The organism is Aminipila terrae, from assembly GCF_010120715.1.
Taxonomy (GTDB): Bacteria; Bacillota; Clostridia; order Peptostreptococcales; family Anaerovoracaceae; genus Aminipila; species Aminipila terrae.
This window is the reverse complement of sequence record NZ_CP047591.1, coordinates 1764636-1785760: the sequence shown is the minus strand read 5'-3', so window position 1 is coordinate 1785760 and position 21125 is coordinate 1764636. Positions and strand designations below refer to the sequence as shown.

Here is a 21125-nt window from a genome sequence, read left to right as displayed (position 1 = left end):
AAGACAAAATCTTCTGTAATTGTTATATAATTCACAAATTTTATTAAATTCTAAACCTTTTTTTGTGGATTGTCAATATCTTTTCATGATATTTCGTTATTTTATTCACAAAACATTTATCGAAAAAACCTGACAAAAATTTCATAATTATCAGGCTTTTTTACAATTTTTCTTATTCTTTTTTCTTTCATTTATTCCAGGAACTTAACAATATACTTTTCTACTAATTCAATCGGTTTATAAGATAGCTTTGCCTTTCTCAGGTTGACTATTCCCATATCCTCTTCACGGTTCACATAAATGATGGATTCATCTAAATGCCTGCAAAATTCATTGTTTATGGCAGGATACAGCCCTCTGATATTGCTGTTTGCTTTCTCCACATGCACCGTAACCGTCTCTTCTCCCAGCCTGCCGCCTATGGTAAAAGCTTCTACTTTTCCATCTATGATAATAGCTCCTGCCATATAGTTCAGCCTGTCGAGATTTGTCACCACATCCCTCATAGCATCTGTTTCCATCAGCAGCCAGTTCATTTCATGAGGTGCTATATTTTTCCGGGCATTGAATTCCTCTAAAAATACCATCACGGTATCCAGCATATCCGGTGTGAGATGAACATACTCATATTTATAATTATTCAAAAAATAGTTTAAATGGTTTTTCTTGGCATGATAAGTCCTGCCCTTTAAATCAATCAAATCTCTTTTTAAATAAAGGTAATCATAGTTCGGCCTGTCGGATATAAACTCCACTTTCCCTGGGTAGGCTTCTTCGATTATCCCTCTCATATGTACGGGAAGCAGCCTGATTGTGAAATCTGAATTTTTTTCTTCAAACCGCACTCTTGCTGCCTGGAGGGTTTTTCTCAGTTCTGCCGGATCATAAGTTCCAGTTCTGGTCAGTGGTGGAAACAGAAAATACTCATGCTTTTCTATTTCTAAATGGCTTAACCCGGCTATTACAAGATATTCCCCCATGATTTCCCATGAAAACTCGTTTTGTTCTCTCCACATGTATAACGAAGAAAAAGATAATCCTGAAGTTCTATACTCATATGAAGATAAATATTGTTCCAGAATCCCTTTATTTTCTATGGTTATTTCATTCTTAAATATACTCATTTACTGTTCTTTCCTTTTATCATTTAATACCCCAGCTTTTTACTTCATCCACTAATGCATAGTTAGTAAAATCATAATGTAATGGCGTAATTGAAGCATAACCATCCTGTACAGCTATCACATCATAATGCTCCGGAAGATTATCATATACAACAGGGTTTCCACTATACCAGTACAGGGCACTTCCACCTTCTTCTGCAGGTCTGTTCTGGAACCATCCATCGTATTCTCTTGGCCCTAAAGTTGTAATCCTGACGCCCTTCAGTTTCTCTCTTGGTACATCCGGCACATTTATATTCAGTACAGTTTTTCCATCTAGTTTACCTGCTGACTTACGCAAGGTTTCTACTGCCAGCTCTGCTGCCACTTCAAAATGCTGAGGCTTATGTTCGTTTACCGAAACGGCAACGGAAGGGATCCCGCAAATGCAGCCCTCAATGGCAGCGGACACGGTCCCCGAATAATGGGTATCTGTACCCAGATTTCCTCCATGGTTTATACCGGAAAAAACCATATCTATATTTATACCCCTGTCTCTTAAAAGTAAAACACCTAATTTTACACAATCTGCTGGTGTACCATTTATTTCAAGAGCCAGTTCAGCATTTTCATAAGGAACTTCTCTGGCCTCCAGTCCCTGTCTTACTGTAATACTATGTCCGGCTGCACTTCTCTCCACATGGGGAGCACAAACATAAACTGTGGCGGCTGCAGATAAAGCTTTTACAAGTTCAAAAATACCCTTTGCTTTTATTCCATCATCATTGGCAACTAAAATATTCATCTTATAAATTTACTCCTTTTAAAAATCCTATCGTTATTAATACTATCACCAATAGGCTATTTTAGCCATGGAAAAATGCAATGGATTATTATATTATTTTTTAATACCATCTTGTCATAGGGAGTTCATTGTTTACACCTTTTGAAATTAATATCTGATGCAGGTCTATGACTCCTCTGTTAAAAGTTGCAGCACATGCACACTGATACAGCTCCCACATGCGAGTAAATTCTATTCCCATTTTTTCCTCAATTTCAGCCCTATGATCATTAAAATTCTGGTTCCATCGCAGTAATGTTTCCGTATAGTGTCTTCTCAAGCTTTCTACATCAAGAGTATAGAAATTATATTCTGCACAAAGGTTTATAATTTCTCTTAAGCTTGGGCACATGCCACCTGGGAATATATATTTTCTCATCCATGCATCTCCAGGATATTCTTTCAGCCCACTAATGTAGTGCAATAAAAATAAGCCTGAAGGCTTTAATACTTTATCAACACTGGACATAAACAGATTGTAATTGTCCCTTCCTACATGCTCTATCATACCTACACTTACTACCCGGTCAAATACAGTTTTTAATTTAGGAAGATCCCGATAGTCCATAAGCTGTACTGTCAGATAATCTTCCAGTCCTTCTTCTTTAATTCTTTCACTAAACCTCTTGTATTGTTCCTGGCTTAAGGTAATCCCCAGGCCCTTAATTTTATATATTTTGGCTGCCTCAATAAGTAGCTGTCCCCAGCCGCATCCAATGTCTAACAGGTTCATTCCTTCCTTTAAACAAAGCTTTTCCAGTATATAATGAATTTTATTCATTTGGGCTTCATACAGAGTCTCTCTCTTCTTTTTAAAGTAGCCGCAGGAATAACTCATAGTCTCATCCAGCCAAAGGGCATAAAAATCATTGCCGATGTCATAATGTGATGACACTTGTTTTTGCTGGTTTTTCTTTCCACTGGAGGTAAACATCAGCTTCTTCAGGGCTTTTGTATCTGTGGAGAATTTCCCCAGCTGCCCAAGAAAATTGTTCAGGGCTGTATAAAGATCTCCTTCAACCTCAATATCACCCCGCATGTACGCCTCCCCCAGAGCAATTGAGGTACTTTTAACCAGTTCCTTTACTTCTACTGGTTTATTTACCTTAACTGTAAACCGGGGCTCTCCTTCACCTATCAGGTGCTTTTCTCCCTCCATTTCAATAGCAAATGGGCTCTCATCAAACTGTTTAATAAATTCAATAAGTAACTCTTGTTTCTTTTTCATAATAGACTTCCTCCCTTTAATAATCTGGCCTTGTTTGTACAAACTAAATTTGGTCAGGTTTCTATTGATTGAACAATAATTAACTTAATTTTATCCATTTCTTCTATTTTAATACTTTGCTATTAATTAATCTACTAAAGAAGCTGTTTTTTATTTTGACCATTTATAGCATTTATTGACTGGCAAAATAAACAGACCAATGAAAAAGCTGATTTACCATCCTACATTAAATTTTTGTATGGCTAAATCAGCTTTTTATTTTTATTGTATCCTGCTTTTATGTGCTTTGTCTTATAACTTCTCAGAATTAAATTGTACTTCTATGGTTGTTCCTTTGTCTGGTTCGCTTTCCAGATGAAGAGAGGCTTTATGATGTTTTACTATATGTTTAACAATAGAAAGCCCTAATCCGGTACCCCCTGTTATTTTTGAGTGGCTTTTATCCACACGGTAAAACCTTTCAAATATCCGTTCCTGATGCTCTTTGTCTATTCCAATCCCCGTATCTGCAACAACAAGCCTGACAGGGTTTTCGGAAAGTTTAATTTTTACTTCTCCATTTTTTTTATTATATTTTATAGCATTTTCACATAAGTTAAACACTAATTCATCCAGCATTGGTTTGATCCCTGTTACATTGACCGGTTCTCCATCTGACGAGCCTTCAAATTCAATAGAAACCTGAGCTGCATTAGCTGCATCTCTAAGCCTTTCTACCACCTCCTGGCAGATTCTTTGCAAATCAACCGTGTTCTCTGCGAAATCCATCACTTCCTCATCCAGTCTGGAGAGTTTCATGATATCTTCCACCAGTAAAATCATGCGTTTTGCCTCATTATATATCTTTACTGCAAATTCTTTTATATCCTCCGGTCGGGCGATACCTTCCTTAATGATTTCCGCATAACCTGAAATGGAAGTTAAAGGGTTTTAAGCTCATGGGAAACATTGGCAGAAAATTCTCTTCTTATGCGCTCAGTTTCGTCTTTCTCCGTGATGTCCAAAGCTAGCACCACTACTCCCTCTGGAGTTCCATTTTCATGATTCTTTGCGGATGTGGGAGTTGCCATTAAATGATACAATCTTCCTCCCTGCTTTAATCTGCTTTCTGCAGCTATTCCCCTCAGAGCTTTTTCCGCTACTTCCCTGAATTCAGCACTTCTGTTAAGCGTAAGGTAATGTCCTTCCACAACCTTTCCAAAGATTTCTGCTGCCCGCTGATTTACCATGAGCATTTCTCCTGCAGCGTTCAGCACAATCAGGCCTTCATTCATGTTCTGGGTTATAGATTTAAATTCATCTCTTTCTTTATTTAGTATGTTGAAAGTTTCATCTATCAATCTGTTTTGTTGCTCAAGTTTCCGCAATAATGGGGAAAATTCAGCATAGACTTCATTGGACAGGGGATCCTCCAAATCCAGGTTGTTTACAGGTGCAACTATGGATTCCGTCTGGCGTTTAGCTAAAAACAAAATAATTGTAAGCATTGCAAGGCATATTAAAACCACATAGACCAGGTTAACTGCTAAAACCGAATATACATTAGAGGTTATATTCGCTACCCGAATGACATTTCCATTTTCCAGCCTTACTGCATGATAAAAGGTCCGCTGGCTCAGAGTGGCCGACATTCTCACACTCTCACCACTGCCACTTTTGATAGCTTCTGCCACTTCAGGTCTGCTCAGGTGGTTTTCCATTCTCTGGGGATTCTGTCTATTATCAAACAATACCGTACCATCAGAACCGATAAGGGTGACCCGGTCTCCCCTGATCTTCCTGATTTGTTCTAAATAGCTTTCTCCATTTAAATTAACCGCTGCTGCTATATATTGTGCTTCCTGATTTACTTCCACCTGCATATCCCGGTAAAAGCCTTCATACATGACGAAAGAAATCATAATAGTGGTTATAAAAACAGCAATAGCAGAAAGGGAAAAAAAGTTCTTTAATATTTTATTTCTCATCTTGATTACTTCCTTTAATTTTCCTTAATTAAATAACCCACACCACGGATGGTTTCTATGTTCTGACCGCTGTCCCCCAGTTTTTGCCTTAAAGTCCGCAAATGTACGTCAACTGTACGTGTCTCCCCGTCAAAGTCATAACCCCAGATGCGCTCCAGAAGAACATCTCTGGACAAAACTGTCCCTTTGTTCTCCATTAAATAGCGAAGCACCTCAAATTCCTTAAGGGTTAATTGAATCTGTTTTCCTGCCGCTGTCACCAAATGTTTTTCCGCATTAAGTGCAATATCTCCGCAAGCAATCTGCCCACTATGCTCCTTGGGCTTTACTCTTCTTAAAACAGCTTTAACTCTGGATATCAGTTCCATCATCCCAAAAGGTTTGGTGACATAATCGTCAGCCCCATTATCCAGGCCTATGACTTTATCATATTCCGTGCCTTTGGCCGTAAGCATTATAACCGGGACATCTTTTGTTGCTTTATTATTTTTCAGTCTCTTTAATATCTCAATTCCATCCATTCCCGGGAGCATTATATCCAGCAGGATCAATTCCGGCACCTGATTGGAGAGGGCCAGGAATAACTCCGTGCTGTCAGAAAATCCTTCCGCCTCAAACCCGGTGTTTCTTAAAGTATATACAACTAATTCCCTTATACTGCTATCATCTTCCACACAAAATACCATATCTTACTCCTTTATGACCTATCCCAATTTGCGAAACAAATTGCCGGAAGGTCAGATGCTGAAGTCATAAATTACAATTTGCAAGCTTTTATTTCTTATCCTCATTATCAATATGAGCGCCGGTTATGGAGAACTCTACCCACTCAGCAATATTGGTGGCATGGTCTCCTATCCGTTCAAAATATTTAGCTATCATCAGTATGTCTATAACCTCCAGCCCCATATTATTCTGTTCTGCTTTTGCTTGTCTTGGCATCTCTGCAATAATATCGATAACTTCATTTTTTATAACATCAAAGAGATCATCTACTACGTCGTCATATGCGATTACTTCCCTGGCAAGAACTAAATCTCTTTGCACAAAAGCCTCAACACTTTCCGTCACCATCTTAATGGTTGCTTCCGCCATTAACTTGATGTCTTTGAAGTCCCGTGGAAGGGAAAAATCTGCAACCTCGACGATATCCGCTATGTCTGCAGCCTGGTCTCCTATTCGCTCCATATCCGTAATCATTTTCAATGCTGCTGAAATAAGCCTTAAATCCCTGGCAACAGGCTGCTGCTGCAGCAGAAGCTTCAGACATAAAGATTCTATGTCTTTTTCCTTCTGATCAATCTGTTTTTCTGACTCAATGGTCTTTTTTGCCAAATCCTTATTGTTTTCAATCAGGGCCTTCACTGCATCACTAATAATAGCTTCACATAAAGCTCCCATTTCGATAATTTCTGTATTTAATAATGTCAGCTGAGTGTCAAATCTATTTCGCACTATTACTCCTCCTTATATTTTATCATAATCCTGTAACAAAAGAAATCAGCCAAATCTGCCGGTAATATAATCTTCTGTTTTTTTCTCTTTCGGAACGGAAAACAAAGTTTCAGTATCTCCAAATTCAATCACTTCGCCTAAAAGGAAAAATGCAGTTTTATCCGAAATTCGCGCGGCCTGCTGCATGTTATGGGTAACCATAATAATGGTATATTCTTTTTTAAGTTCCAAAGCTAAGTCTTCAATTTTTGAGGTTGAAATGGGGTCAAGTGCTGAAGTAGGCTCATCCATTAAAAGCACTTCGGGCTCAACGGCTAATGCTCTGGCTATACATAGCCTCTGCTGCTGACCTCCGGACATTCCCAGTGCGCTTTTTTTAAGGCGATCCTTTACCTCATCCCAAATGGCAGCATCCCTTAATGATTTTTCTACTATATAGTCCAGTTTGCTCTTTGATTTGATTCCATGAGTCCTTGGACCAAAAGCGATATTATCATATATGCTCATGGGGAAAGGATTGGGTTTCTGAAACACCATTCCTACCCGCTTTCTAAGAAGATTTATATCCATGTTTCCATACACATCCTGGTTATCCAGTAGTACTTCTCCAGTTATTTTGCACCCTTCTATCAGGTCATTCATTCGGTTCAGGGATTTAAGCAATGTGGACTTACCGCACCCACTGGGACCTATAAACGCTGTTATTTCTCTTTCCGGAAGTGCCAGGTTCACATTTTTTAAGGCCTTAAAATCCCCATAATACAAGTCTAAATTATTTACTTTAATTTTATCCATATTCTATCCTTCTCTTCACCTTTTACCGGGCAGCAATTCTTTTTGCAATAAATCCAGAAAGACTATTAATTGCCACCACGATTATAAGTAATACCACTGCCGTAGCATATGACTGATTCATATATAAGCCTTCACTAGATAATGCATACATGTGAACGGCTAAAGTTCTGCCAGAGTTCATCAGACTCTCAGGAATATCTGGCACCGTGCCAGCGGTGTAAATTAATGCCGCAGTCTCTCCTACTATTCGTCCGATTCCAAGGATTACCCCTGCTAGAATTCCAGGCACTGCTGTAGGTAGAACAATTACAAAAACGGTACGAAGCTTTCCTGCTCCCAAGCCAAAACTTCCTTCTCTGAAGGTATCCGGCACCGATTTAAGCGCCTCTTCCGTAGTACGCATAATCAACGGTAATATCATAATGGCTAAAGTAAAGGCCCCTGCCAAGATGGAATAGCTCCAGTGAAGTGCTGTTACAAAGAATAACATTCCAAATAATCCATATACTATGGAAGGAATTCCTGCCAGTGTTTCTGCCGTAACCCGGATAATATTTACAAATCGGTTCCCCCTCTTTGCATACTCCACAAGATAGATTGCTGAAAAAATACCTAATGGCGCTGCTATAAGCAGGGAGAAAAACGTCATTATAATAGTATTTATAAGGGCTGGCACTAAGGATACATTTTCTGTATTATATTTCAATGCAAATAATCCCGGGTTCAGGTTAGGTATACCCTTTATAAGAATATATCCCATTAAAAATATTAACACCACAAAAGTTATGACTGCTGCTGTAATAACAAGCAAAAACAAACCTAAGGAAACAGGATTTCTTAAATAGGCTTTTACTTTTGCTCTTATACTGACTTTATTGATTGGATCTGATGTCTGCCTAATTGCCTCCATTTAGATTCCTCCTGTTTAAAAGTGATACTGACAAATTTATAATAAGTATAAAAACAAACAAAACCACAGCTGTAGCAATAAGAGCTTCTCTATGTAGTTCCGCTGCATATCCCATCTCTATAACTATATTTGTGGTCATAGTTCGTACCCCTTTAAATAATCCTGCCGGCATTCTGGCCTGGTTCCCGGCAACCATCATTACTGCCATAGTTTCCCCGATAGCACGTCCTATTCCAAGTACTACACCAGCAATAACTCCTGATCTTGCTGCCGGAAGTACTACCCAGAAAATACTTCTTTCATGAGTAGCTCCCAGAGCTAAAGCTCCTTCATAATACTGCTCTGGTACAGTACGGATAGCTGATTCACTGACTCCGATAATAGTGGGGAGAATCATGATTCCAAGAAGAATAGAGGCCGTAAATATGCTGCTCCCATTTCCCTGAAAGTTTTCCCGTACAAAGGGAACTAATACTACTAATCCAAAGAAACCATATACGATTGATGGAATTCCAGCCAACAGTTCTGTGGCTGCTTTAAGAGGCCTGTAAATTAACTTAGGGCAAAATCTTGCCATAAATACCGCCGTAAGTAATCCTATAGGAACCCCTATGGCAATGGCTCCTGCTGTGACATATATGCTCCCCAGTATCATTGGGAAAATCCCATAAATGTCATTGGATGGTTTCCATTTCTGACCTAAAAGGAAGTCAAATATTCCAATCTGCTTCATGGCCGGAATGCCATTTGTAAAAAGGAATATGCATATCAATGCAACTGCGAGCACCGAAGTGCAGGCAGCTGCAAAGAATATGCATTTCATAAATATTTCTTTAAATCTGTTCATATTATTTTATAACCTCTGACCAGTTTGTTACTTTACCTGTAAAGATATCCTTTACCTGTGCTGATGTTAAATCGTCTACTATAAAACTCTTGTTTACTATGACTGCGATTCCATCCATGGCTATGGCTGTTGCCTTCAAACCGCCCTGGGTTTCGCTGTCCTTGAGATCTCTTGATGCCATACCGATATCACAAATACCTTCCATAGCTGAAGTCATGCCTGTTGTGGAATCGCTTTGCTGAATTTCTATGTTTGCATTTTGATTTACTGCTAAGTAGGCTTCCTTTAATTTTTCCATAACTGGTGTTACAGAAGAAGATCCCGCAACTACTATTTTTCCTTTAGGCATTGTTCCTGAAAAGGCTGGTGCTTCACCTACAGAAATATATCCGTTATCTTCAATTACTTTCTGTCCATCTGCACTCATAATATAATTTACAAAATCCTGTGCCACAGCACTTAATTGTCCTTTTGTAGCAATATTAAATGGCCTTGCAATTTTGTAAGTACCATCTTTAATGGTTTCTTTACTTGGTGCCACTCCGTCTATTTTAACTGCTTTAACGGTGTCGTTCAGTGATCCCAGTGAAACATACCCAATAGCATAAGTATCGCCCGCTACACTTGTCATCATAACTGACGTGCTGTTTGTAATGCTTGCTTCTTCCGTTGTATGATCAATCTTTTCGCCAGCATTGTTTTTTTCTTCAATTCCAAAAAGTTCTATAAATGCGCCTCTTGTTCCTGAACCTTCTTCTCTTGATACAACAGAAATGTCATTATCCGCCAGGACTTTATCTGATCCATCTGATTTTTCCTTACTTCCGCATCCTGTCAGGCTGCCTACCATAAGAACTGCTACTGTAGTAAGTGCTAAAAACTTCTTTAGACCTTTTTTCATATTACCTTTTCTCCTTTACTAACTGCCCTTTTATCTCGGCATCTTTAAAATATTTAAAATTAAATTCTTAAACATTTTTATTAGCTGCTATTATTTGTTTAAGTTATTACTTATTTTGTCTACATTCACATAGTATATTCAAAATGTTAAATCCAAAAGCAGTGCAGGGTAAAAGCTTTGTAAAGTAATGTTAAATATACGTAAAATCACGGGATTAAAAAAACAGCTGCAAAATTTTCAGCTGTTTTGGTTCTTAAGAACTAAATAAGGCATTAAAATAATTTTCTGTAGCCTTGTAGCCTTGTTCATATAAAAAGTTATAGGTGTCATCCCCCTTTTTAACATTAAAATCTAAAGCAGATATACCATCTGTAAATATCTGAATGCTGCGGTTCATATTTTCTGGGCTGCCATAAGAAAACTGTGTCTGAACAGCTGCAGAGCATGAAATCAGATTACTGATATAATCCAGTAAATTGTTAATTTCCACATTTTTATTATCTCCTGCCAGAAATCCTCCTAAGGTCTGGTCTTTGGGAAGAGTCTCATCGAACAGGGTGATGGGGTACCGGTACATAATTCCACCATCAGCATAAACCTTAGGTTTTTCTTCTCCATCAGTCTTACTATAATCTGATTTTATGGCTTCAAAGAAAATCGGGACAGACATGGATATCCGAATAGCCTGTGCTACCTCTACATGTGGCGTATCTGCTGCAGAAAATACAGTAGATGTTTTAGTAGAAATGTCTGTACCTATAATATATAGTTCTTTAAATTCACGACCATCTCTATGAAGATCAGAATTTCTAAAGTCCGCAAATGTATAGGGTGGATTCTTTTTAAACGGATCAAACTGACCGGCTATCTGATATCGGATCCAATCATAAAAATAACTGGAAGAATACCAGCCATACTTTTTTATTAACCTGTAAACACAATCTATATTACCAAATACCCTGTCCAACTGATTTCTTTCTGCTTTAGTAAAGTTTTTTGGCTCATCAAAACTTTTTGTAGCCGGTACTTTACTGTAATCCAGAGATTCTGCCATTGTTTTGGTTTGATCAAAAGGCAGATTAAATGATGTAATGCATGCTGCTATTGCTCCTGCGGAAGATCCCGCCACCCGTTTAACGTTTTTTATAAACTGAATTTTGTAAAGGTACTCTAACATACCAATATAAGAAATGCCTAATACGCCTCCCCTGAAAATACTAAATTCTGAAATGGATAATTCATATAAATGCCTCCTTCAGCCAAACCTCCATTTAAAGAAGATACCTGGAATAATATATTTTACTTTTCCTGCCTTTATGTCATAATAGAATTAATATATAAGGAGATGATTTTATGAATAAGGAAATAGAGCAGTTATCAAAAATTATTGAAAACAGTAGCAATATTGTTTTCTTTGGAGGAGCAGGAGTTTCCACAGAAAGTAATATTCCTGATTTTCGTTCTGAAAGTGGGCTGTACAGTGCGGTGCATAAATATGGCCAATCCCCTGAAACCATGCTTTCACACAGTTTCTTTAATAACCATCTTGAAACTTTTTATGACTACTATAAAAATAATCTGATTTATACAGAGGCGAAGCCCAATAAAGCACATCTTGCCCTGGCAAAATTAGAAGCCGAAGGTAAATTGAAGGCTGTGGTTACCCAGAACATTGATGGGCTGCATCAGCTGGCCGGGAGCAAAACCGTTTTTGAACTGCATGGTTCTGTGCTTCGAAATAATTGTATGAGATGTGGTGAATTTTACGATTTAGATTACATTATGAATCCCGTGAACTGTAAAGACAAAGAGGGACTCAAAACTCTTATTCCTGTGTGCACAAAATGTGGTGGCACCGTTAAACCTGATGTGGTTCTTTATGAAGAATGTTTAAATGATGATGTGATACAGGGAGCAGTCGATGCGATCTCCCAGGCAGATACCCTCATCGTAGGAGGAACATCCTTAGTCGTGTATCCAGCTGCCGGGCTTATAAATTACTTCCATGGAAAAAACCTGGTTCTCATAAATAAAACACAAACTCAATATGACCATAAAGCAAATCTGGTCATTTACGATGCTATAGGCAAGGTACTTGGAGAAGTCTGCGGGATCTAGTTAAATAAAGGGAGGGATTTCTATGAAGAGATGCATTGTAATAATGGGATAATCAGAAAATAACAAAATAAAAGGAGAGTGTTAACATGGTTATTCCAGATTTAAATAAAATATATCCAAGAAGTAATGATTTCCAAACTGTATATCTTAAGAATGTAATTACAAGAGATAATATAAAAATAGGAGATTATACAATATATAATGACTTTCATAATGATCCAAGAGATTTTGAAAAGAATAATGTACTATATCAGTATCCTATCAACCATGATCGCTTAATCATTGGGAAGTTCTGCTCCATTGCATGTAATGCAAAATTCCTTATGACCAGCGGAAATCATAGGATGAAATCCCTTTCTACTTATACTTTTCCTATATTCTATGAAGAATGGGATTTGGACGTGCACCATATAACAGATGCCTGGGACAATAAAGGAGATATTGTAATTGGAAATGATGTATGGATAGGTTATGATGCTATCATTATGTCAGGAGTAAAAATTGGTGATGGTGCCATTATTGGAACCAGGGCAATCGTTACAAAGGATGTTCCCCCTTATACTATTGTTGGGGCACTCCTGCAAAAGTGATAAAGAAAAGGTTCCATGACGATACCATTTTAAAATTATTAAATATTAAGTGGTGGGATTGGCCTTGTGAAAAGATTCAGGCCAACATACAATACATCCAGTCAGGAGATATTGATAAATTAATTTAATATTCTATGACCAATTAACTTAAAAATCCCAATAGTAATGCCTATTGGGATTTTTGAATCTTAATTAAATATTCTTTATCAATAATCTGACTTTGAGTACCCTTACTGCTCAAAACTCCTCTTCATGGGCCTTAAAAAATTCGAAATAGTTCCTTACATTTTCAAGCTCTGTCCATTTTTTAACCGCTATAGGCGTCCTGTCCAAATCATATATCTTGGATTCTTTTATAGATAATAGAAATGGAGAATGTGTAGCGATAATAAATTGGCAGTTAAAAAATCGTGCTGAATCCTCTATGAATTTAACAAGCTTCAGTTGCATCCCTGCAGACAGACTGTTTTCAGGTTCATCCAAAAGATACAAGGCGTTCTCTTTTATATTTTCAGTAAAAAACCAGAATGCACTTTCTCCATTGGACTGTTCCCTTATGTTTCGCATTAAATTGCCCTTTACATACTTTGAAAATGTAGATCTTTTTATTGAATTATTTTTCTTTAGCTTTTCATAGTCCTCAAGAGATTTCATCTGAAAAGTGGAATATTTCGTATCAATATATTCTTCAAACATATCTTCTCTTCTGGAATCAACTTTTTCATTTACGCATCTGACATCCAGCATATAGTCAAACACATCATCGCTTGTGATAATCCTGCTGTCCTTCTGAATTGAAAAAGACCAGTTTTTTGTTCTTTGCTCACAACAGTTTACATAATCATCAAAGAAATTACTTTTGTTGAAATAAGTTCCTCTCTGAATCTTCAATCTTTCTGCTATTACATTTAAAATCGTGGTTTTACCAGAACCATTACCACCATATAAAAATGTTACAGGTTCAAACTGTAATTCTTCAAGTTCTCTATGAGTAAATAGCATAAATGGGTAAACGGTGGAATAGCATGTGGCTTTCAGCCTGTCATCATTTGATAAAAAATTGTCTTCATCCACAGGGCTTGTAAATGAAAATCGGTCTAAATACACGGTCATAATAAATAGTCCCTTACAATCTCTTTAACATCCAGTTAACGGTATCCCCAATCACTTCATCACGGCAATATTCATTGAATATTTCGTGGAACAAATTTCCATAAATCTTCATTTGTTTATCTTTTGATGAAACGGAAGAAAAGAAGTCATAGGTATCCTGTACAGAAACAATACCATCTTTTTCTCCATGCATCATCAGCACAGGGTAACTAAATTGGTTTTCTTTTCCTGAAACCCAGTCAAGTCCCTGACATAATGCGTAGCAAAGTCCTGCAGTAAAAACTTTATTATTATATGGGTCCTTTCCATACCAATCCACCACTTCCTGAACAGAACAAACACCATTGCCCAGTTCATTGGGGAGTTCAGTATGTGGTTCCATTCCCTTGGGAAGCCCTTTTATCAGCCCCCCATTGTCTTTTGTTAAGGCACCACTGGTTATAATCCCCTTCAACTTTTTATGGGAATACTTTATCCCAAAAAGGGATACTGCATATCCTCCCATACTATGTCCTAACAAAAATACGGGCTTGTCCGGGTTTTCTGCAATAGCCATATCCACAATAACATTGGTATCATCAAGCAATTCATTAAAATCATTGTAATGTGACTTTTCACCTTCAGACCTTCCATGTCCTCTATGATCAAAACGATAGGTGCCTATGCCGTTCTTATGGAAAACTTCTGCCAGATAATCATATCTGCCCTGATGTTCGCATAACCCATGTACAATAACTGCAACCGCTTTATCATCAGCTGATACTTCTTTATTGAAATACAAAGACAAGCCATCAAAGCTCTTAATCATTTCACTCATAACTTTTCCCTTTCTCCTGTGTGATATTTTAATGACATTATATCACAACAAACTCCGATTGGGTTATTATTCCAAACTCTATATTACTACCTATCTTTAGATACAAAAAGCAGAGCTGAATTTATAACCACAGCTACAGAACCCACATTGTGCACCAGAGCACCCAGAACAGGATTTAATATTCCCATGGCAGACAACAAAACTGCCAGGAAGTTCAGGCTCATGGAGAACACTATGTTTACATTTATTTTTTTCATTGTTTTTTGAGAAATTTTAATGAGATATGGGATGCGCTGTATATCATCACTGACCAATACTGCATCTGCAGCCTCAACAGCAATGTCACTTCCTATACCACCCATGGCTACCCCTGCATAAGCGGACTTCAAAGCAAGTGCATCATTGATTCCATCCCCTACCATACAAACCGGTTCATCTTTTTGATTATAACGTTTAAGTTCGTTCATTTTATCTTCTGGGAGAAGATCTGATTTTACCTTTGAAATGGATACCAGCTCTGAAATATACTGGGCTGCAGAAGCATTGTCTCCTGTAAGAAGAATCGGCTCCATATGTAGCTCTTTTAATTTTGAAATCATGGCTGCTGCATCTTCCCTTACCGTATCAGACAGTACGATAAATCCCGCAGTTTCTTTATTGATGCCTATGTAAACGATTGTAGCCCCTTTCTCTGAGTAATCAGTGGCAGCCTTCTGAATCTTTTCAGGTATGGTGATTCCTTCTGTTTTCAATAAATCAGGTTTTCCTGCCATCACTTCCTGTCCGTCTACAAATGCTCTCACTCCCTGACCTGCTAAAAGAGAGAATTCTTGCGGTTCACACATGGTATGACATATTGACTGATAATATGAAACAATAGATTTTCCTATAGGGTGTTCCGAGCGCTGCTCTGCAGAGGCTGCATAGTATAATAACTTTTCTTCTGTAATACAATCATTAAAGCTCTTTACTGCCATAACGTTGAGTTTCCCATGAGTCAGGGTTCCTGTCTTGTCAAAAGCTATATGTTTCACTTTAGAAAAGCGCTCCAGAGCGTCTCCAGAGCGGATAATAATGCCATAGGTTGTTGCATTGCCAATGCCAGCCAGAATTGCCGTTGGCGTAGCTAAAATAAATGCACAAGGGCAGAACACAACCAGAACGGTTACTGCACGAATCAGTTCTCCTGTAACAGCCCCCGTAATAACCGCTGCTCCCAGTGCCGCCCAGACCATCCACGTAGCCCATCTGTCTGCAAGGGTTATGATAGGGGCTTTATTGGCCTCTGCCTCTTTCACCATTTGAATCATCCTCTGCAGAGAACTGTCCTTCCCTACTTTAGTGGCTCTCATAGTAAACGTCCCATACTGGTTCACCGTTCCGCTGGTTACTGCATCTCCAACAGTCTTATCTATGGGTAGGGATTCCCCTGTCATGACCGATTGATCAATGGAAGTCTCCCCTGACGCAATAACGCCGTCAACAGGAATTGTCTCCCCTGCCAGAACCAGCAAAATATCATTAATGTTCACCTGGTCCGCTGGAATGATTTTCTCCGTACCATCCTTAAGCACTCGTGCAGTCTTCGGGGTTAACTTAATCAATCTTTCTATGCCTTCATTTGCTTTCCTTGAAGTGCCGTTTTCAAGAAGAGTACCAATAGCCATGATAAATGCAACTTCTCCGGCAGCAAAATACTCACCGATACACACGGATGCTACTAAAGCAATTGAAACAAGAACATCAGCCTTTATATCATGATCCACTACTAATCCTTTAATGGCTCCTAAAAGAATCGGTATTCCACACAGCACAATTGCAATCCATGCTGAATCAAATCCAAGACTTCCTCTTAGTAAATGGGATAAGCTGACCAGCAGAGCAATCCCGGATATGATAACAAATATTAAATTTAGTTTATCCTCTTCCATTATCCATTTCTTCATTTTTATTTCTGCCTCCCTTATATTCATAAAATTAGTATATAATCTGTCTATATATTCTTCTGTGTTATAGTTTTCATATCCCCCAGGGGGATATGAAAACTATAACACTTATTCCTCTTTTGTCAACTATGCAGTATTATTTTAACTTTAAGTATTTCCCCATGCTTGACATTAAAAGTCAGAAGTGATAATATCATCATGCAACTAAATAGATATTTTGTGTTCCGTCAAATGCGTTTGACGGCTAAGAGGGAAGCAGGTGTCAGTCCTGCGCGGTCCCGCCGCTGTAATCGAGGAGTCAGAATCCTGTTCCGAAAAGGAAGATCACTGAAACATAAGTTTTGGGAAGATCGGAAGATGATGTTGATACGTAAGCCAGAAGACCTGCATAAAATTCCATGTAATCCGATGGGAGATCGGTTTATATTTTTATTGTGTTTTACAGAAAAACGGGCTGTAGCGAAAGCTGCAGTCTTTTTTTATTTTAAAAGATGCATACTGGATAAAATTTGCCTACATTTTTGAAGCTGTAATGATTGAGGATAATAACAATGGAGAAACACATCATTTCTAAAAACAGAGAGCATCATAAACACCATAAAATCGGACATAAACACGGAGAAGGTTCCTGCATCGACTTTTACGCTTACAATTCTGGAATAAGACATTGGAATCCAACTTTTAAGGTATCTTTTTCTGCTTTGACATTAATCTTATGCATTGCGCTAAATAATCCCTATGTGTCTATTGCAGTAATTGTATCCATGGCGTATCTGACGATAGTAAAGGGTGGGCTTCCAGTACTTTCATATTTGTCGGTGCTGACAATTCCCATTACCTTCATTCTTCTTGGTACGGTTACTATAGGAATTGACTTGTCCACTCAGCCTATTGGCCAATACAATCTGAATCTGGGACTCTTTTATATTTTCACTTCAGAGAAGAGTTTGAAGATTATGTGCTTTTTAATCCTAAAGGTTTTTGCTGCAATCAGCTCTATGGAAATGATGGCTTTGTCGACACCATCAACCGAAATAATCTGTGTGATTGAAAGAGCACATGTGCCCAAGCTATTTATAGAATTGATGATGATGACTTATCGTTACATATTTATTCTGATAGACGTAAACATTAACATCAGAAATTCTGCAGATTCACGTCTGGGTTTCTGTGATTTGAAAACCTCTTGGAGTACATTCGGAAAAGTTGCAAGCAATATGCTGATTGTTTCAATGAAAAAGTCTAATGCCTATTATGATGCCATGGAATCCAGATGCTATGATGGCGAATTTATGATTCTGGAGGAAACACAAAATGTTAGTGCAAAACAAGTTATCGCAGCAATGATATTTATATTTTTTCTTTTAGTACTATGGTACATCACGCAATAGAAAGGGTCATTATGAAAAATCCGATTTTACAAATTCAGAATTTACATTATTGCTATGGAAACGGAAAGACCGCCCTGAATGATATCAGTCTGGATATCTATGAAGGTGAAAAAATTGCTGTTGTCGGTTCAAATGGTGCTGGAAAATCTACCTTTTTCCTTAATACTAATGGTGTTCTTAAGCCTGACGAAGGCCAGATTTTTTATAGGGGAACCCCTATTAACAAAAAAAACTTAAAAGAGCTTCGTAAAAATATCGGTATTGTGTTTCAGGATGCAGATAATCAAATCATTGCTTCTACTGTTTTGGCAGAAGTGGGATTTGGTCCTATGAATCTAAAATTGCCAAAAGAGGAAGTTTTAGAACGTGTTGAAGAAGCCTTAAAGTATATGAACATTCTTGAATTTAAAGACCGGCCTCCCCATTACCTTAGTGGTGGAGAAAAAAAACGAGTTAGCATTGCTGATATCATCGCTATGAAATCAGAAATCATCATATTTGATGAGCCTACTGCAGGGCTTGACCCCTTAAATGCAGAAATGCTGGAAGAAGTGTTAGAAAAGCTCTCTTCTGAAGGAAAAACAATGCTTATTTCTACTCATGATGTAGATTTTGTCTACCGCTGGGCTGAAAGAATGATTGTTTTTAATCAGGGAGAAATAATTGCAGATGGAACCCCTCTTGAAATCTTTCAAGACCTGGAAATCTTAAAACAGGCAAATCTAAAACAGCCAATACTTATGCAAGTTTACGATTTGCTGGTGGGTCACTCTGTACTCAGGGATAAGCAGCTTTATCCCACAACAGTCTATGAACTACAGGAAGTAATTGAAAATATATAATATGAAAAGGAGAGTAATATGAAAATGAGTATGAAAGAAAAAAGACTGATTTTAGGAACTACTGCTATCGCTTTGTTTTTCGGGATATCTCCCACAGCAAACGCAATGCACATCATGGAAGGATATCTTCCTCCTAAACTATGTATTGTCTGGGGCATTATCTGCCTTCCATTTTTAGTAGCAGGCTTCCTTTCCATTAAGAAGACCCTTGCTCAAAGCCGCAGAACCATTACCATGATTGCTATGGCAGCAGCTTTTGTTTTCGTAATTTCCTCACTGAAAATTCCTTCAGTAACAGGCAGCTGTTCACATATGACAGGTACCGGTCTGGGCGCCATACTACTTGGACCTAGTGCGGTGAGCATTTTAGGCATTATCGTATTGATTTTCCAGGCCATCTTACTGGCTCATGGGGGTTTGACTACACTGGGAGCCAATACATTCTCTATGGCCATTGCCGGACCTTTTGTTTCTTATGGAATTTATGCTCTATGTAAAAAATTAAATGTAAATAAGTATGTAGGCATTTTCCTTGCCGCATCAATAGGTGACTTATTTACATATTGTGTAACCAGTCTTCAGCTGGCTATAGCATACCCTTCCGCAACGGGGGTTATATGGCCTCAATCATTAAATTCCTTGCGGTTTTCGCTCCGACACAGCTTCCGCTGGCAATTATTGAAGGTATTCTTACAGTTGTTATTATAATAGGTCTTGAAACATATGCTAAACCTGAGTTATCAGATTTGAGATTCGCAGTTGGAGGTGACATTAAATAATGAAAACGAAGTCAAAGGTTATCATCTTATTAATAATCGTCTTACTAATCGCTGTTGTTCCATTATTCGCATTGAAAGGTGCCGAGTTCGGGGGTTCCGACGATGCAGGCAGCGTTGCCATTTCTAAAATAACAGGAACAGAATATAAACCTTGGTTTACTCCTGTTCTGGAGACTGCTATCGGTGGTGAACTTCCGGGAGAAATTGAAAGCCTGCTCTTCTGTGTTCAGACAGGAATTGGGGTTGGTATTCTGGCATTCTTCATGGGCAGACTTGTGGAAAGAACAAAGCATGAAAAAGAACAAAACAATAATAAGAAGACACAGTGAATCACATAAAATCTAGTCTAAAAAACTGAGAACAGCCTTATGAGTATTTAAAAATCCTTCCGGGTTAATACGAAATCAAGTATTAATCTGGAGGGATTTTTTATACACCCCTTTCTTATATTACCTGTTTAAGATATAATCAGATATACACTATGATTTTTGTTAAGGAGGAACTCAACATGTCATTAACAGTGTTAGAAGCCACAAAGTTGGATACCTTCAATAGCTTTCGCTTAGTGGCCGGTCATCGTGGTTTAGATAAAATTGTTGAAAAAGTTGGAATCCTGGATTGGGAGTTTATTAAAAAAATAGAAGAAGGCCCAGAAAATATAAGTGATTTTATAGAAGGCGAATTTGTTTTAAGCAGTTTGTTATTTGCCAAAGATAAACCTGAGTTAATAATAGAAGCCGTTAAATATCTTGCAGAAAGCCATGTCAGCGGGCTGGCTATAAAAAATATCTATTATACAGAGCTGCCTGATGAAGTTATCTCTTATGCAAATGAAAAATCTTTACCTGTATTTATTTTTCATACTGCATACTTTGAAGATATTATAACGGAAACCATGGATAAAATCAGATCAATCAACAATAGTAATTTACTTGAAAGCAAAGTTGATCTTCTTATTAATAAAAATCTTAACAAAACGGTTATCCGTGATATTGCACTTGAATTGAACAGCAGCTTTAAAGAACTTTTTATAGTTGTTTATGCCAAAGGTAAAAAACAAATTTCAGAGAGCAACATTCTTAATCAGGTAGAATTAATCCGGAAAGACCGGACATTCAGACAAAATGATACCATCATAAAGTATCATGACGGACTGCTATTCATTGCAACCTTTGAATCTCTTGAACCTTCTCTCTTCACCAGTAAAACCAAATCTCTCCTAAGGAGCCTCCGTATTGATTCTGAGGAGTATTTTATCGGTATCAGTAATATCCATAGTAGTTTGGGTGAACTTGGTATGGGAATTAATGAAAGCCTTTTTGCCGAAAAATCAGGTGAGATGTTCAAGAACCAGTTAAATTATTTTAAAGACATTGGTATATTCAGTGTCTTAATCCCCTCAGCAGGGATAAATGGGTCAGAAACTTTTATGAGCAGATAATAAATCCTATTAAAAGTTATGATGAAAAGTATAATACC

At 37.8% G+C, this 21125-nt stretch carries 21 protein-coding genes, 2 pseudogenes and 1 riboswitch; of the genes and pseudogenes, 7 read left to right on the top strand and 16 right to left on the bottom strand.

The window, feature by feature from the left end; genetic code table 11:
* Window positions 1-191: 191 nt before the first annotated feature.
* The 13 genes and pseudogenes from Ami3637_RS08525 to Ami3637_RS08470 form a co-directional block, all read right to left on the bottom strand.
* Window positions 192-1124: a DUF2156 domain-containing protein gene (locus Ami3637_RS08525; protein WP_162362199.1), complete on the bottom strand. Its 933-nt coding sequence runs from the start codon at window positions 1122-1124 to the stop codon at window positions 192-194.
* 19 nt (window positions 1125-1143) lie between these two features.
* Complete coding sequence (surE, locus tag Ami3637_RS08520) at window positions 1144-1908, bottom strand: 5'/3'-nucleotidase SurE (protein WP_162362198.1); 765 nt, start codon at window positions 1906-1908, stop codon at window positions 1144-1146.
* Between the two features lie 100 nt (window positions 1909-2008).
* Entirely contained in the window at window positions 2009-3175 is a 1167-nt protein-coding gene (locus tag Ami3637_RS08515; protein ID WP_162362197.1) for an SAM-dependent methyltransferase, read from the bottom strand.
* Between the two features lie 291 nt (window positions 3176-3466).
* On the bottom strand, window positions 3467-3997 hold the full coding sequence (locus tag Ami3637_RS08510; RefSeq protein ID WP_243157969.1) for a sensor histidine kinase: 531 nt from the start codon (window positions 3995-3997) through the stop codon (window positions 3467-3469).
* 9 nt (window positions 3998-4006) lie between these two features.
* A pseudogene (locus Ami3637_RS19115) lies at window positions 4007-4057 on the bottom strand (hypothetical protein); the annotation flags it as partial.
* A 38-nt stretch (window positions 4058-4095) separates the two neighbouring features.
* The gene (locus Ami3637_RS17425) at window positions 4096-5142 is read right to left on the bottom strand and encodes a PAS domain S-box protein (protein WP_243157968.1); all 1047 of its coding nucleotides are present in this window, start codon (window positions 5140-5142) and stop codon (window positions 4096-4098) included.
* A 14-nt stretch (window positions 5143-5156) separates the two neighbouring features.
* Window positions 5157-5828, bottom strand: coding sequence for a response regulator (locus Ami3637_RS08500; RefSeq protein WP_162362196.1), 672 nt, complete (start codon window positions 5826-5828; stop codon window positions 5157-5159).
* 88 nt (window positions 5829-5916) lie between these two features.
* Entirely contained in the window at window positions 5917-6597 is a 681-nt protein-coding gene (phoU, locus tag Ami3637_RS08495) for a phosphate signaling complex protein PhoU (protein WP_162362195.1), read from the bottom strand.
* Between the two features lie 45 nt (window positions 6598-6642).
* Window positions 6643-7392 (bottom strand): phosphate ABC transporter ATP-binding protein PstB, encoded by a 750-nt coding sequence (pstB, locus tag Ami3637_RS08490; protein WP_162362194.1) that lies wholly within the window; start codon window positions 7390-7392, stop codon window positions 6643-6645.
* 22 nt (window positions 7393-7414) lie between these two features.
* Complete coding sequence (pstA, locus tag Ami3637_RS08485) at window positions 7415-8302, bottom strand: phosphate ABC transporter permease PstA (RefSeq protein WP_162362193.1); 888 nt, start codon at window positions 8300-8302, stop codon at window positions 7415-7417.
* Window positions 8289-9149 (bottom strand): phosphate ABC transporter permease subunit PstC, encoded by an 861-nt coding sequence (gene pstC, locus Ami3637_RS08480; RefSeq protein WP_162362192.1) that lies wholly within the window; start codon window positions 9147-9149, stop codon window positions 8289-8291. The genes pstA and pstC overlap by 14 nt, the downstream gene beginning before the upstream one ends.
* 1 nt (window position 9150) lies before the next feature.
* Window positions 9151-10050, bottom strand: coding sequence for a substrate-binding domain-containing protein (locus tag Ami3637_RS08475; protein ID WP_162362191.1), 900 nt, complete (start codon window positions 10048-10050; stop codon window positions 9151-9153).
* 253 nt (window positions 10051-10303) lie between these two features.
* Complete coding sequence (locus tag Ami3637_RS08470) at window positions 10304-11266, bottom strand: patatin-like phospholipase family protein (RefSeq protein WP_330586928.1); 963 nt, start codon at window positions 11264-11266, stop codon at window positions 10304-10306.
* A gap of 137 nt (window positions 11267-11403) precedes the next feature.
* On the opposite strand from Ami3637_RS08470, the gene Ami3637_RS08465 reads away from it, so the two are divergent.
* Window positions 11404-12168: an NAD-dependent protein deacylase gene (locus tag Ami3637_RS08465; protein ID WP_162362189.1), complete on the top strand. Its 765-nt coding sequence runs from the start codon at window positions 11404-11406 to the stop codon at window positions 12166-12168.
* An 86-nt stretch (window positions 12169-12254) separates the two neighbouring features.
* Window positions 12255-12886 (top strand): annotated as a pseudogene (locus Ami3637_RS08460) (CatB-related O-acetyltransferase).
* A gap of 109 nt (window positions 12887-12995) precedes the next feature.
* On the opposite strand, the gene Ami3637_RS08455 reads toward Ami3637_RS08460, so the two are convergent.
* The 3 genes from Ami3637_RS08455 to Ami3637_RS08445 all read right to left on the bottom strand — a co-directional run bounded on the left by Ami3637_RS08455 (window position 12996) and on the right by Ami3637_RS08445 (window position 16634).
* Window positions 12996-13871, bottom strand: coding sequence for an AAA family ATPase (locus Ami3637_RS08455; protein ID WP_162362188.1), 876 nt, complete (start codon window positions 13869-13871; stop codon window positions 12996-12998).
* Between the two features lie 13 nt (window positions 13872-13884).
* Window positions 13885-14688, bottom strand: a complete 804-nt coding sequence (locus Ami3637_RS08450; RefSeq protein ID WP_162362187.1) for an alpha/beta hydrolase — start codon at window positions 14686-14688, stop codon at window positions 13885-13887.
* Window positions 14689-14774: 86 nt separating this feature from the next.
* Window positions 14775-16634, bottom strand: a complete 1860-nt coding sequence (locus Ami3637_RS08445; RefSeq protein WP_162362186.1) for a heavy metal translocating P-type ATPase — start codon at window positions 16632-16634, stop codon at window positions 14775-14777.
* A gap of 202 nt (window positions 16635-16836) precedes the next feature.
* Window positions 16837-17040, top strand: a riboswitch (cobalamin riboswitch).
* 145 nt (window positions 17041-17185) lie between these two features.
* Here Ami3637_RS08445 and cbiQ point away from each other — a divergent pair.
* From cbiQ to Ami3637_RS08420, 5 genes are all read left to right on the top strand, one after another.
* On the top strand, window positions 17186-18025 hold the full coding sequence (gene cbiQ, locus Ami3637_RS08440; RefSeq protein WP_162362185.1) for a cobalt ECF transporter T component CbiQ: 840 nt from the start codon (window positions 17186-17188) through the stop codon (window positions 18023-18025).
* A gap of 11 nt (window positions 18026-18036) precedes the next feature.
* The gene (locus Ami3637_RS08435; protein WP_162362184.1) at window positions 18037-18867 is read left to right on the top strand and encodes an energy-coupling factor ABC transporter ATP-binding protein; all 831 of its coding nucleotides are present in this window, start codon (window positions 18037-18039) and stop codon (window positions 18865-18867) included.
* A gap of 18 nt (window positions 18868-18885) precedes the next feature.
* Window positions 18886-19575, top strand: a complete 690-nt coding sequence (locus tag Ami3637_RS08430) for an energy-coupling factor ABC transporter permease (RefSeq protein WP_330586538.1) — start codon at window positions 18886-18888, stop codon at window positions 19573-19575.
* Between the two features lie 70 nt (window positions 19576-19645).
* Window positions 19646-19975, top strand: coding sequence for an energy-coupling factor ABC transporter substrate-binding protein (locus Ami3637_RS08425; RefSeq protein ID WP_330586537.1), 330 nt, complete (start codon window positions 19646-19648; stop codon window positions 19973-19975).
* A 179-nt stretch (window positions 19976-20154) separates the two neighbouring features.
* On the top strand, window positions 20155-21087 hold the full coding sequence (locus Ami3637_RS08420; RefSeq protein ID WP_243157967.1) for a PucR family transcriptional regulator ligand-binding domain-containing protein: 933 nt from the start codon (window positions 20155-20157) through the stop codon (window positions 21085-21087).
* Window positions 21088-21125 lie beyond the last annotated feature (38 nt).